Origin of the sequence: Paenibacillus helianthi (assembly GCF_001909055.1) — a bacterium.
Classification (GTDB): Bacteria; Bacillota; Bacilli; order Paenibacillales; family Paenibacillaceae; genus Paenibacillus_AQ; species Paenibacillus_AQ helianthi.
The window spans coordinates 18,237-32,530 of sequence record NZ_LVWI01000052.1; the positions used below are offsets into that span (position 1 = coordinate 18,237).

General features: G+C 48.6%; 11 protein-coding genes. 2 read left to right on the forward strand and 9 right to left on the reverse strand.

From position 1 onward, the window contains the following. Nucleotides 1-25 precede the first annotated feature (25 nt). The 7 genes from A3844_RS19805 to A3844_RS19835 all read right to left on the reverse strand — a co-directional run bounded on the left by A3844_RS19805 (nucleotide 26) and on the right by A3844_RS19835 (nucleotide 8,396). Complete coding sequence (locus A3844_RS19805) at nucleotides 26-277, reverse strand: hypothetical protein (RefSeq protein ID WP_074085358.1); 252 nt, start codon at nucleotides 275-277, stop codon at nucleotides 26-28. Nucleotides 278-297: 20 nt separating this feature from the next. Then, a complete protein-coding gene (locus A3844_RS19810) occupies nucleotides 298-1,008 on the reverse strand; it encodes a hypothetical protein (protein ID WP_074108297.1) in 711 nt (236 codons plus the stop codon). A 19-nt stretch (nucleotides 1,009-1,027) separates the two neighbouring features. Beyond that, nucleotides 1,028-5,059 (reverse strand): type VII secretion protein EssC, encoded by a 4,032-nt coding sequence (essC, locus tag A3844_RS19815; RefSeq protein WP_083606939.1) that lies wholly within the window; start codon nucleotides 5,057-5,059, stop codon nucleotides 1,028-1,030. Between the two features lie 582 nt (nucleotides 5,060-5,641). Then, the gene (locus A3844_RS19820) at nucleotides 5,642-6,364 is read right to left on the reverse strand and encodes a hypothetical protein (RefSeq protein WP_074108299.1); all 723 of its coding nucleotides are present in this window, start codon (nucleotides 6,362-6,364) and stop codon (nucleotides 5,642-5,644) included. Between the two features lie 334 nt (nucleotides 6,365-6,698). Then, a complete protein-coding gene (locus A3844_RS19825) occupies nucleotides 6,699-7,016 on the reverse strand; it encodes a winged helix-turn-helix transcriptional regulator (protein ID WP_039295412.1) in 318 nt (105 codons plus the stop codon). A gap of 93 nt (nucleotides 7,017-7,109) precedes the next feature. Next, on the reverse strand, nucleotides 7,110-7,433 hold the full coding sequence (locus tag A3844_RS19830; protein ID WP_074085362.1) for a hypothetical protein: 324 nt from the start codon (nucleotides 7,431-7,433) through the stop codon (nucleotides 7,110-7,112). Nucleotides 7,434-7,460: 27 nt separating this feature from the next. Further along, nucleotides 7,461-8,396, reverse strand: a complete 936-nt coding sequence (locus tag A3844_RS19835; RefSeq protein WP_074108300.1) for a Gfo/Idh/MocA family protein — start codon at nucleotides 8,394-8,396, stop codon at nucleotides 7,461-7,463. Nucleotides 8,397-8,544: 148 nt separating this feature from the next. On the opposite strand from A3844_RS19835, the gene A3844_RS19840 reads away from it, so the two are divergent. Then, a complete protein-coding gene (locus tag A3844_RS19840) occupies nucleotides 8,545-9,162 on the forward strand; it encodes a TVP38/TMEM64 family protein (RefSeq protein WP_074085364.1) in 618 nt (205 codons plus the stop codon). A 122-nt stretch (nucleotides 9,163-9,284) separates the two neighbouring features. After that, entirely contained in the window at nucleotides 9,285-10,271 is a 987-nt protein-coding gene (msrB, locus tag A3844_RS19845; protein ID WP_074108301.1) for a peptide-methionine (R)-S-oxide reductase MsrB, read from the forward strand. 97 nt (nucleotides 10,272-10,368) lie between these two features. On the opposite strand, the gene A3844_RS19850 is transcribed toward msrB, so the two are convergent. Both A3844_RS19850 and metE read right to left on the reverse strand, forming a co-directional pair. Further along, entirely contained in the window at nucleotides 10,369-11,517 is a 1,149-nt protein-coding gene (locus tag A3844_RS19850; protein WP_074108302.1) for a DUF4349 domain-containing protein, read from the reverse strand. Nucleotides 11,518-11,951: 434 nt separating this feature from the next. Next, nucleotides 11,952-14,240, reverse strand: coding sequence for a 5-methyltetrahydropteroyltriglutamate--homocysteine S-methyltransferase (gene metE, locus A3844_RS19855; protein ID WP_074108303.1), 2,289 nt, complete (start codon nucleotides 14,238-14,240; stop codon nucleotides 11,952-11,954). Nucleotides 14,241-14,294: the final 54 nt, after the last annotated feature.

Here is a 14,294-nt window from a genome sequence, read left to right on the forward strand (position 1 = left end):
ATATCCCCCTTTACGATCCCCTCACTCAATACGGTAAAATTCGAATAATAGCCCCGTCTCCCTGAATTACATTAGCCAGTACAGCATGCAGGTCAAGCTCCGTCCATTCCTCTCCGGTACGACTGATTTCGCATTTGAATTCCCAATTGTCTGGAAGCCAACGTGCTTGTTTTAGAAGCTCGAGACATTGCCCTGCTGAAATAGATAGGGAGATATCCAAATCCATAACTTTCTTTTCCTTGCCTTTAAATAAAAAAGTCGTTAACGCCGTTGACATGCTCTGATCCCCCTAGATGGCTACGCTTCTTGCAGCCATAGACATAATTCTTCTACTGCTGTTGACAGGGTCGCACTGGTTCGACTGATTTGCTCATCTGATCCACGCCGCAGCAGCCACATTTGGTCTTCATGAATCAAGAGATTCAGTTCACGAATAACCTGCGCTTTCTCAGAAATGCATTGGATTTCTGCAAGGGAGGTTACCACCGCCCCTGCTTGAAGAAGTTGCCCCGTCCACGATTCAAGATCCACCTCTCCGTTCATCACTGTTTGTGATTGTTCATCCTCTGCCAAGTTCTGAATGAGCGGTATGCTATCAATGACTTGAAACATCAGTTCATGCCGTGCATATATTTCCTGCAGCTTGTACGTGTTGCTTCCTGACTGATGCTTAAGTTCGAAACGGCTTTCATCCTGAATAAAATAACAGATCTTAGATATCTCTTGATTTCTCTGTACAAGTTGACAGAGATAAGATTTGCAGTTGGAGGCTGCCACTATAAATCTATGAAGCACTTCATTTACTTTAGCAATCCCCATAAAATCTATCTCCAGATATCCCTTTGCTTCAAGAGCCCTCATCTGTGCATCCATAAGGGAACGCTGCTTGATCTCGGATTCACCTTCCAGATTCATTGCCAGTCCCGGAAAGCTGTTTCCTCCCGTTAGAGCAGTCAAATATATGATCTCTAAAGCTTGTAATTCAAACACCTCACGCACTGGTTTCATCACTTCGTTCACCTGCCAACTATAGATCTGTTATCATTTTGATGCGCATTTGGGACCCCTCAATAAGCAGCAATGCTTCAGTTACAGCCATAGACTGGTTAAGCTCATGGTAATCCATGCCCTCCAGCAAAAGAGAATATGACATATGATCACCTGGTGTTCCACCCGTGAGCAGCGCATTTCCACTATTGATCAGCTCTCCAGCAAGCTCAATAGTAAGCTGCATTTGGCTAAGTTCAACCACATTGCTGCCAATAAGCAGCAGAACACCAAGCCCGCCGCCAAATCTAGCTATCCGCTCCAAGTGATCCAGCGAATCATTCTCCATCAGATCGAAAGCAGATTTAAAATGAGGCATTGCGATTACAAGAAGCGGATACTTGGATAAAATATAGCTGGTTTCATCAAATTCTCCAGGGACGGAAGCAGCAGCCAATGCTTCTCGGGCATCATTTTTCCTGAGTTGCAGCTGTTCTATTAACGATTGCGTAAGTTGGAGAAACTCTTCTGCTGTACTCATATAGCGGGTTAAGGTTGGACTAGCCTTCAGACCTGACAATTTAACACCACCGCTATCAAACAAATGAAACTCCTTGGTGATTGAACCCGCCGACTGAGAAAGAGCTTGTAGTATGGATGTGAACGTCAAATCCACTTGCAGCTGGTTTGTATAAGACACCACAAAGTTGCTAATTTGCTTCACATTTATTTCTGCCGGAAGCGTGGTTGTCCAATCTAATCCAATCGGTACCAGAGCATCCCCGCTTCCTTCCTGCCGGTTCTTGTTAGCACGCTCCAGAAGTTCTGAAAGAGAAAGCTTGTCCGGGATCACCGCAATTCCGGCAGGATTAGTGTCTCCTGCCACTGCCTTCATCTCCGAGCTAATCCGACGGATGCCAACAGCAATTTGATCATCCGAGTTGCCTCCCACAGGAAGTGCAGTATGGAATTCCAGTATCCGGTTATCTTTAAGCAGCCCGCGGCCCACGGTATTGGTTGGCTCCATCCCTTCTGTTCTACCCAGAATACTGGAGTAATCCAGTCTGTCAGACATTTGGTACACAAGCGACTGCTTGATATTCTGGCTGATCCGGTAAGGATAGGAACTGACAGCATTGGCTGCAAACACAAAGTAAATTCCGTAGTTACCGCCTTCGCGCACAAGCTTTGCGAGATCCAGTACATAATCATCGTAAGCTTCTGCGAATCCGGTGTAATTATCGAGCAGAATGACTATGTAAGGGACCTTTTCCCCTGAGGCTGCACAGTATGAAACCAGATTACTGATTCCGAGCTGAGAAAACTTGCGTTTGCGTTCATCCAATTGCGAGAGCAGCCAGCTGATCAGTTTCCCAAGCTTTTGTTCATCCTCTGGATAAATAACATCTCCTAAATGCGGAAGCTCGTGGAATACACCCAAGGTACGTGTGCCGAAATCCAGTATGTAAAAATGCACGTACTCAGGATCATATTTCATAGCAAGCGACATGATGATTGTTTTTAACAGTGTCGTCTTCCCGCTGGCCGGCGCTCCATATATCAGCAGATGTCCGTTCTGGTTAAAATTGATGTCCAAATTGTATTGCTCCTGATCCGAAGGATTGTCTACCCGTCCAACGGTAGCAGTCAGGTGATCATTGGGTTCCTGCCAACTCTCCCCGTTCCAGATTCGGTCCTGATCCAGCACCTCAGCCAATGCCAACGTCTCTGGAAGCGGTGGAAGCCACAACTGAAAAGCCTCTCCGATGGAGTGTTCCGCAGAGAGGGCTGCAATGTGATTAACTACGGCCTGCAGTTCACTTAATTGCGATGTACTCTCACTGCTTTTCTCTTTCGGAATTAGAGCTCTCCTCTCCCCCCCTAATGTGACGATATCCATCTTGGGACTCCCGTCCCGATCAGCCTCTCCAGCATGATAAGGCGCTCCGCTCCAGGAGGACTGGAATAAGGTGAACACTTCATTATTGCCGACCTGTAAATACCCCCGACCTTTTTCCTTGATCTCTGCCGCCTCCGGCCGTTTCAGCATTTCTTGACTATCCGAAGGTGTCTGTACCTTCAGGCACAGCTTAAATCTGGAGTTACTCCATATCTGGTCATCGACGACACCGGAAGGCTTCTGAGTTGCCAATATTAAGTGAATACCCAAGCTTCTACCTACCCGTGCCGCACTGACCAGCTCTTTCATAAATTCCGGCTGATCCGATTTCAGTTCTGCGAACTCATCTACCACTATGATCAAATGTGGCAAGGGAAGGTTTACTTCCTTGTTGCGATAAAGAACGATGTAATTATCAATACTCGTCACTCCGGCTTCACTGAACAAACGCTGTCTCCTTAAAAGTTCGCTTTTGATAGAAGCGAGCGCCCGATTGATCTGATTACCGCCTAGATTGGTGATTGTTCCTACCAGGTGAGGAAGTCCCAGAAAGGCATTGGCCATCCCGCCCCCTTTATAGTCAATTAGCACAAAGGCAACCTCATGAGGATGATAATCCACTGCCAGACCCAGAAGCAGGGATTGGAGCAGTTCACTTTTCCCCGAACCCGTTGTACCAGCAACAAGACCGTGAGGTCCATAGCTTTTTTCATGCATATCGAATAAAAGTGATTTCCCGCCTGACCCGAGCCCAAGGGGAATGGACAATGTGCGGTTCGCCTGATTTTTACCCCAGCGCTGCATTACATTTAGCTCCTCGATCTGTTCAACCTCAAAGCTCTCCAGAAAGGTAACCATTGGCGGGATATAGCTGTTATTCTGCCCCTCCTTGATTCTGAGCGGAGACAAGGAGCGGGCATAATATTCCGAGTACACCTTATCTAGAGAATCAGCAGTAAAATAATCCGCCAAGTGACTTAACACTTGATTGGTATCTTTACGGACCATTCCCTTGTTGTCCTTGATTTCCAGAATAGCCTGACAATTCAGAGGAAGCGCAACATCGATCTTCTCTGAAATAAAAATACTGGTCACTCCAAGCGGCGAATTACCCGACAATAAATACTTCATCATTTCTGTGCTATCCCACAGTTCAGGAGCAAACACCAGAAAGATATAGTGTGGTGTCAGCAAGGTTTGCAGGCCGTAACTGCTATTGCTTCCTTCTTCTCTTTTTCTAAGTTCCGGAAGTAGTTCATCAGCAAGATTAGAGGCTTCATAAGAGGTCGTGGCCAAGCTTCTCTGACTCCGGGCTTTATCCCAAGTGTGAGGCAGCCATTTCAGCCATTCCCAGTGTTCCAGATCCTCAGGTTGCATCACGCATACGACTCTTACATCATCGTAACCTTGGTGTGTTGTCAGATGGACAATAGCGGCATTTAGAAAATTGCGGACCTCCTGCCGTTTGCCGTATATCCCAAGTGTATTAATATTCCTTAGCGGTATGTAGACTGGTATATCTCTTATAAAGTACATTTCTTCGCATATTTTACTTGCAATTTCTTCCAGAGGATTCTCATCATCAATTGCCTTTGCCTTTGTAGAATATGTCGGAACAAGGGCGATCGGCTGTACTCCAACTCCAACCCGGGTATTTAGAAAATCATCTTCAATTGCAGTTCTTTCCCAGAGCTGTTTACTTCGGCCACGTACGATGTCCAGACAAGACTCAATACTTGGATGTATGTATGTATATGCTTCTCGCTGCGTACTGGCAGCATTTTGTAGATCATTACGAACCTGAAATAAGTAGTTGAGATATTTCTTTTCCAGTTTTTTGTTTTGTTCATGATGTTTTTTTACACTGGATTTATAATTCATAATCGAAACCATAACCGTCAGTATAGTCATACTCATGGTTGATATCAGCATAGTAAAAGACCTGGTCAATGTTGACATAAATATCGCAATGACTAACATCCCTAATGGCGGAACAATGATCGTTAACCATGAGAATGTCGGTTTCCCCGAAGGTTTGGCAGGATCCTCTAAAGCAAGCTCGCCTTCCGGGTAATTCGGTTTAATTCGGGGGGTTCTTTGTACCTGATTAGTTAGCATTTCTTGAGAGCTCATCTTTTTCATCACCACTGAATAGGAATTTTGGATTACCATGACTACTTATTTAAATTTTTAATAATAACATTGAAGCTACATCATATTGGGATATACATTATGAATTATCGGCACATCACCTCAATAGTTTATATTTACCATAACATTTATTGCTAATATAGTTCATTGATCCCTTATTAGTAAGCATCATCTTTAGTACGGTAAAATTAACAGTGCATATAGTCCTAGTTCATTGATCGCTATCCAGAAATACCCTTAGCAAAATTTAGGGAAATTAGACTTATTTACATTTCCTCTTTCAATCAAATTCTTCACATCTCATCTGCAAAAAAAGATCTGACTTCTGCAAATTTTGAGCAGAACCCAGACCTTTTTTTCACATTCTATTTTCTTTTTTTTAGATCCTATGCATCAAAAGCATTGCCTTCTGCTATGCTATTCGCAGGATTTTTAACCCGTGATAGAACGAATAAAAGCGATATCTAAATTGGGCAGTGATATTTCCGATATGCCATCCGTTTCACTTAACACTTGTAAAGTTCTATTCATAAAAAAAACACCCCGAAAGTGAGGTGTTTTCCATTACATTTTATGATCCTATTTAACTATCGTATACAATATCTATTCTACCGTAGCCCGCATATACGTACGCTTGCCCTGTGCATCCTTCAGGTAAGGTCCCAGCCCGGCAAAACGCGAATGGTCCACGTAAACTCCGGTCATCCAGCGGCCTTCGGTCAGGCCTCCGTTCCACTGAAGTACCAGATCGGGAGCGGCGATCCATTCCTGATACACCCGGATGTTCGACTCCTGATATTCCTTGCAGCGCTTGCCGTTCTCGATCAGACGGTGCTTGCTCAGATAGGTAGGTACAAAGTATGTGGAGATTGTATCCAGATCAGCTTCATCCAGAAAAGATTCTTCGCCCAAATAGGGCTGGAAGAGCAATGTATTTTCATACATCGACCAGATCACTGCCTGCAGCACCATACTCTGCCGGATGCCGTTATGGAAGGTGAACCTGCGCTTCTTGCCGGACGATGGAATTACCGGACCAGCCGAAGGCTCAAGGCAATGACGTTCGCAGCCGATACATTTCCAGCCAGACGGGCTTTGAATCCACTTTTGAAAAACACTGCCGCTATCGTTATCCCCTTTGTACAAAGAGGAGATGATGTCATAAGGCACCCCAATCCATGCGTTCCACAACGACCCGGGGAGATGGCTGTGAAGCATGAACAACACTTTGTCGTAAATAAGCTGCACTCTGATCGAAGCACTCTCCAGTTCGGCGACATCTTTTTTTCCATAGGTTATTTCCCGGGAAAACAAGGTGGTTGTCATCTTCCTCGCCTCCTAAAAGTTTTGTTAGCGTTACAACCCTGAATTTACTTCGTACAAAACTTACTTCGAAAGCCTACGCTTAGTTTTGTTAGCGTTACAACCCTGAATTCACTTCGTACAAAACTCACTTCGAAAGGATAAGCTTCTTTTTGTTAACGTTGCCATAATTATCTATATCACAATTAAAAATACCGCATAATAAAGGGGTGGGCAGCAACTTTTTTTCTATTATATTATATTCTGCCGCCTTCCGTGCAATTTATTTGTAATTTAAAAGGAAAAAGCCCCTCTTTCCATCCGGAAAAAGGGGCTATCAACAGGGAGCCAAGCGGTTCTACTCGACCCAGCTCTCTGCCCAGGACTGAATCTGCTGCATGACCGGCTCCAGCGCACGGCCTTTAGTTGTCAATTCATACTCGATGCGTACGGGGGTTTCCGGGTACACATGGCGTACCAGAATCCCTTCACACTCCAGGTCCTTCATTCGTTCGGATAACATCTTATCGCTCATTGTTGGGATCAGACCGGAAATATCCTTGAAACGCTTGGGTCCGCTCATCAATGTCTGAATAATAAGTCCATTCCAACGTTTACCTAAGAAGGAGAAGGCCGTTTCGAATCGAGGGCACATCGTCAGCTGATGTTCTTCCATTATTCTCACCTCTCACTTTTAACTTACATTAAGTTAGTATATATAATTTTAACACATTTATAGCACAATGAACATCGTTTGGCAAAAAAAAGATCAATCGCCTGTGTCTTGCCGGGATTCCCTATTGGCTATAGCCTCCGTCACTACATATGCAAGGTCATCATTGCTATATAAAGACAGGACTCCCAGCACCGTATCGTCGGAGATGAACCCCGATTCGTCAAGGGGTACAGTCAGCGAAAGCGCATGGCTTAACGCCGCATTTCCCTCTTGCTGCGGATAAGCCTGAAGATACAACGCGTGCGGGTCCAGCTTGTTGTTCACACACCATTGGGCAAATACCAGGATCATCATCTCTTCATCCCGCTTATAGCTCTCGATAATCTGCTCTTCCGTTGATTTGCGGTAATCCTCCATGTGGTCTCCCTCCTTTCCGCTCCAATGTTAATCAGCAAGCTTCGCTGCCAGCACATGGCTGGGCAGGACCGCTGAAGCAGCTATTCCGCATTGCCCCGGTATGTCCAGGCTGCTTAAAAAATGGTTCACCACACCGCTGAATCCTCTGCGCTCCAACACCGTATCCCAGCTTCCGAAATTCTGCGTGCGCGGCAGTGTGCCCTTCTCATACAAGGTTGCCCGTTCCATGTCCACAACTTCCACAGATCTGCCGTTACCGTGCAACTCCAGCTTCTCCAGATCTGCCCCGGCGTCCCGCACCATGCTGAACATACCGGTCGCACCATTCTTCCAGCCCAGATTGCCGGAAGATTGCAGCAGCCGTCCCGCATCGTCGGATTTCAGGCTGTTGTGCAGCAGCTCAGCATCTCCTCCGCACAACCATAGCAGCAGATCCAGCATATGGATCAGATCATCATGGATCGTTTCACGGCTGCTGCCGGATTGCAGCTTGGTCCGGTGCTTGAACGCGTGACAGGCGCTGATGCCGCCTGCTTTCTCCAGCCAAGCTTTGGCAGCCGTATACATCGGCGCATAGCGGCGGTTGAACCCTACGCCCAGCAGCAGTCCCTTCTCTTCAGCGAATCCGGCCATCCGCCGGGATTCTTCCAGATCATAGGACAGCGGCTTGTCCACATATACCGAAACTCCGTGATTTAAGCATTTCATAACAATATCATAATGCGTGGGGGTTGGGCTATGCACAAATACTGCATCAGGCTTCCACGACAGGAGCTCATTCAGATCCGTAGTGCCTCTCGGGAACCGGTAGGAATGAACCGCGTCCTGTACGGTTGCCGGCGAATGGCTGAGCACTCCCACCACCTCCGCCTGATCATGCCTGGACAGCAGTGGGAGATAGACTTTCCGGGCGATGTCGCCGAGGCCAACCAGAGCCACCCTTTTACGTTCTGTACTTTTCATAAGCGTATCTCCCTTGGCTGTGAGTATTTCCATTTCCTTTTAGACGTATTATACCGTGACAAGTCGCAGCAACAAATGATCTTTGCTTCATTAAATTCTTTTTTTTCAGTATGATGAAATGAATGAACGAAAGAAAGGGCATAGTAGAATGAGAAAATGGCTGACTATATTACTGTATGTTTCGGGAATATTCCTCACGTTTATCTACAGGTATGATATCCTGGCCTGGCTGCGGCAGGATCATAATCTGTTTTTGGGCTTTGGTGCCGCTACTTTGCTGGCGATGTTCCCGCCGGTGCCTTATAAACTGATAATCGGGATTTACGGGTATGCCTATGGAAGTCTGGCGGCTGCGGTGATTTGCTGGAGTGCGTCTACCCTTGCCGGGGCGATGATCTATGGTATTGTTCAACACATGTTCCAGGAAAAAGCCCGTACTTATTTGGCATCAGTACCCGCGCTGGATAAATTCACATCTGCCGTGCAGCGGAGGCCATTTGCAGCGGTAGTGCTAGCCCGGCTTGCACCGGTCGTTCCGCAGATGGGAGTGAATATCTATGCAGGCGCCGCCGGGTTGCCCTTTTGGAGTTATCTTGCGGCATCCGGACTGGGCAAAATTCCTGCGATTGCGTTATATGCCTTTCTCGGCGGCCAGCTGTTCCAGCATCCGCGAAGCGCGTGGATGGCTATCCTGGTATATGTGGCAGTACTGGCTCTGGCCATATTATCGCTACGTCCACGATCCTTCAGCTCCAAGAAAGATTGATGCAAGTAAGCACATGAATTCTTATTTTTGCACAAAACGCCGCTAACTGGCAGGCGGCGCTTTTTTGTTTTATAATTACATTGTGATCTATTTAATTGCAATCTATGGATGGAGGGATATTCATGAGTGATGTTCAATCTGACAATATAAGCAGCAAAACAGAAAAGGCCACGTTTGCCGGGGGCTGTTTCTGGTGTATGGTATCACCATTTGAAGAACTTCCAGGAATCGTTGAGATTATATCCGGGTATACGGGCGGACATACCGTTAACCCGACTTATGAAGAGGTTTGTTCGGAAACCACAGGACATGTGGAAGCGGTGCAGATCACCTTTCAACCTGATATTTTCCCATACACCAAGCTTCTGGAGCTGTTCTGGCAGCAGATTGACCCTACCGATGCCGGAGGGCAGTTCTATGACCGCGGCACTTCATACGGGACTGCCATTTTCACCCACTCCGAAGAGCAGCGGGAGCAGGCTGAAGCCTCCAAGGCGGACTTGCAGGCCAGCGGACGTTTCTCCGCCCCTATCGTGACGCCGATCCTTCCGGCCAAACCCTTTTACCGTGCAGAAGAGTACCATCAGGGGTATCACCACAAGAATCCCGGTCACTATAAACGTTACCGCAAAGGCTCCGGGCGGGATGCTTTTATCGAGGACCACTGGAAGCACAAGGAGGAGAAGCAGAGCCTCAAGGAACGTCTGACGCCGCTGCAATATGAAGTTACTCAGAACAATGCAACCGAATCCCCTTTCCGCAATGAGTTCTGGGATCATCACGGGGATGGCATCTATGTCGATATCGTATCCGGTGAGCCGCTGTTCAGCTCCAGCGATAAATTCGACTCCGGCTGCGGCTGGCCCAGCTTCACCCGTCCGATCCGCGACTATTCGGTCAAGGAGAAGACGGATCTCAGCCATCTGATGGTCCGCACTGAGGTCCGCAGCAAAGCGGCCGATTCTCATCTTGGACATGTATTTAACGATGGTCCCGGTCCAAACGGCCTGCGCTACTGCATTAACTCGGCAGCACTCCGCTTTGTTCCGAAAGAGGATTTGGAAAAGGAAGGCTACAGCGAATACCGCGTACTGTTCCAGCATACTTAACTAAGAGCGGTTACTCCGCTCAGTTGCACATCCGCGTCACAAAGCCTCCAACCCGCAAGCAGCGGTGTTGGAGGCTTTTTTCATCTGTAAAATCGTATTATTCCGGTTTTTTTTCGTCCCGCTCATCAGCATCAGGAACTGGCGCCGGATTCCCGGTGGTCTGTTCCTGCAGCGGCTGGTTCTGCTCCCGGCTCACCTGACGGATACGCATTACCGTCCCAGGATCCCGTGACTTGTTTCTTTTGCGGACCCAGAGCACAATCACCACAACAACAGCAGCTACAATCAATACCGGAAGCGCAGCAGCCAGGAATATAAAGAGCCATTGAAACATCACGGACAGTGCATGCAGACTGCTCTGAAGCGCATCCGAAGCCCGGTCCATTAACGGCCCTTGTTCTTTGGTCTTGGCAATATCCACGCTCTCTTCAGTCTGGTACAGTCGAAGCTCAACCGTAGAAAAAGATACATTCTGGTCAATATATCGCATTCTGCCTTTGATCGTCTCTATTTCCTCCTGAATGGCACCAAGCTGGTTGGCGAACGCCACGAGGTCAGCGGATTTGGTTGCCTTTTTCATAAACTCGATATATTGGCCCTCCATCAACTGCTTGGCCTTGAGGCGCGACCCCAGATCCACATATTCCTCTGAAACGTCCTGACCCTGGATTTTATGCTGAAGCTTCACGTTTTTGATCTTTTCCAAATGGTCCAGAAAGGAAGAAAATCCCGAAGCAGGCACCTTCAGAATAAAGGCTCCGCCATGCTCATATTCGGAGGTGTTCTCCGAAAATTCAACAATATAGCCTTCTGCGAGCGTCACCAGATTGCGTACTTCTGTCTGCGCCTTAGCATAGTCCGTCACTTCCATCGTTAGGCTGGCGTGATAGATCAGCTTTTTGTTCAATCCTGCCACAACGTCATTTCCCGTAAAACCGGCCGTTCCTTCAGCTGCACGCGCTGCATCCGTGTTGCTCACTGCTGAGCTTCCTCCGCCAGCCTTGTCTCCCTCAGCCGCAGGAGCTTCAGCTGCAGCCGACACTGCTTGATCCTTCGGTGCAGCATTCGCTGAAGTGTTCTGGTCTGCTGCGCCGTCGAAGCCTTCTGCCGTGCTGGAATTGTCTGCCTTCATCTCCGACCGGCTTGCAGAATCATTATTGCTTCCAGCCCCGCACCCTGCCAAAACCATAGCAAACACTATTAGTCCCAATACATAATACAGATAATGCAGACCCCTTTTTTGCATGCCCATTCCTCCAAAAGTGTAGTGGAATTTCCGCTTCTTTTGTACAGATTGCTGCCAGCGAAGAGCTTTTTGTCTGTAGGCATCTTTCGTGTTAAAGTCTTTGACGTTCCAAAAGCTGGAAGGTTGCAGGAATTCGGTAGATTTTCCAATCCAGTGGCTGATTTGCCCAGCTAAGGTTGATTTCGTTATTTGGGGATATAAGATTCGCGAAAAGAAAAACACCAAAAACCCTATACTCACAAGGAATAAGGGTTAGGTTCTGCTCGGACAAGCTCCACCTTGCCGTTCAGATCGTTGCTGTATAGATGGCGTCGATTCCAGCAAGGGGAGGTGAAACCCTCCTGCGAAAAGACGTACCATTCAAGGATAAGAAGGAAGCCTGGTCCAGGTTCCTTCTATTCTTTTTCTCATTCTAGCAAGATTGAGAATGATTATCAAGCGTTTTTCTTCCGCACATTACCTGCGGCCAGAACCATGTTGCGAAGTGCAGCCTCCGTCTCTTCCCAGCCGCGTGTCTTCAGCCCGCAGTCTGGATTGATCCAGAATTGTCCGGCATCCAGTACACGCAGTGCGCGCTCAATATTCTGCGTCATCTCCTCTACTTCCGGAACACGGGGACTATGGATATCATAGACACCCAGACCAATGCCTTTATCATAATCATGATCTTCAAAAGCCGAAATCAGCTCCCCATGGCTGCGGGAAGTCTCAATGGAGATCACATCCGCATCCATAGCCGAGATCGCCCCGATCATGTCGTTAAATTCGCTGTAGCACATATGCGTATGAACCTGCGTGGTATCCTTCACATGGTTTGTGGCCACCCGGAAGGACCGTACAGCCCAATTCAGATAATTCTCATGGTCTTCCGCCTTCAGCGGCAGCCCTTCGCGGATGGCCGGCTCATCCACCTGAATCATCTCGATTCCGGCATCCTCCAGCGCTTGAACCTCGTGACGGAGAGCAAGGGCAATTTGCTTCGCTACCTCTTCTCGGCTGAGATCATCGCGTACGAAGGACCAGTTCAGGATGGTTACCGGTCCGGTCAGCATGCCTTTTACCGGCAGCTTCGTCAAGGACTGGGCATAGACGCTTTCTTTGACGGTCATTGGCTGGATAAAAGCGACATCCGCGTAAATCACCGGAGGCTTCACGCAGCGCGAGCCATAGGATTGCACCCAGCCATTCTGGGTGAACAGATAGCCGCCCAGCTTCTCGCCGAAGAACTCGACCATATCCGTCCGCTCAAATTCACCATGTACCAGCACATCCAGACCAAGCTCCTCCTGAAGTGTAATCGCCTCGGCGATTTGACGGCGGACGAACATATCATAGCGCTCCTCATTCCACACCCCTTTGCGCCATTTGAGACGCGCCTGGCGGACCTCAGCCGTCTGCGGGAAGCTGCCGATAGTTGTAGTCGGCAGCAGGGGCAAACGCCATTTATCCTGCTGCAGCTTCACACGCTCTGCGAACGGCAGGCTCCGGCTGTCCGGAAGTTCGTCCAGACGGCGGACCTGCTCCGCCACATCCCGGCGGCCGCGTTCAGGAAGTGCGCGGAAGACAGCCAGCGCTTCCCGGCTCCCCGCAAGCTCCGCCTCGGCCGTTCCGTTGTCACCGCCTGCGGCTGAGGCGAGCAGCCGAAGCTCTGTCAGCTTTTCGTCAGCGAAGGCCAGCGCCTGCTTCACAGCAGGCTTCAGCTTCCCTTCGCTCTGCACCGTAACCGGTACATGGAGCAGGCTGGAGGATGGCTGAAGAATCAGCCGGTCCAGCGGCACATGAAGAGCCAGCTTCTCAATCAGTGCAAGCTTGGTATCAGGGTCGGCACGCCAGATGCTGCGTCCATCGATTATGCCTGCACCCAGCCATTTATCTTCCGGCCAGCCAAGTCGTCCGATCGCCTCCAGATTCGCACCGCCATCATGGACGAAGTCAAGGCCAATGGCCTGTACCGGCAATTCAAGCAATGCTTCCAAGGGTTCAGCCGCTTCAAAATAAGTCTGCAGAATCAGATTCAAGCCGGGGACTGCAGCGGAAATCCCGCTATAAATGGTCTTCAGCAAGGCAATGTTTTCCGCGTTCAATCCTATAACGATGGCTGGTTCGTCGATCTGCACCCAGGTTACACCTTCCTGCTGAAGCTCCTGCAGCAGCTGAATATAAGCCGGCAGGAAGCGGGCGGCAACCTCGCTGATGTCCGCAGCCGGAAATCCCTTGGACAGCTTGAGGAAGGTATACAGTCCCACAATGACTGGCTTGCCTTCAATACCCGCCTGCGCTTTGGCGAAGCGGTAGGCGGCCAGCGGTTTATTCTCAGTCAGCCGGGGTGTAAGGCTGCCGATCTCCGGCACGATATAATGGTAATTCGTATTGAACCATTTGGTCATCTCGCAGGCCGGGGCGGCCGCATTGCCGCGGGCCATGGCGAAATATAGATCAAGCGGGACAGCCCCGCCGTCATAATCATAACGTGGCGGCACAATGCCGAACATGACGGCTGTGTCCAGCACATGATCGTAGAAGGTGAAATCATTCACCGGGATCAGGTCAATACCGGCCTGTTGCTGCGACTGCAGGTGCTGAAGCTGAATGTCCGCCATTTCAACACGGAACTCCTGCTCGCCAATTTTACCGGACCAGTAAGCCTCCAGTGTTTTTTTCCATTCACGGTTTTTGCCGATTCTCGGGTACCCCAGATTGCTGGTGATCAATTTTGTTGTCATTGAAATCTGCTCCTCATCTGTTCGCTATTTGTTGTATGTCCTTATAAAAAGACG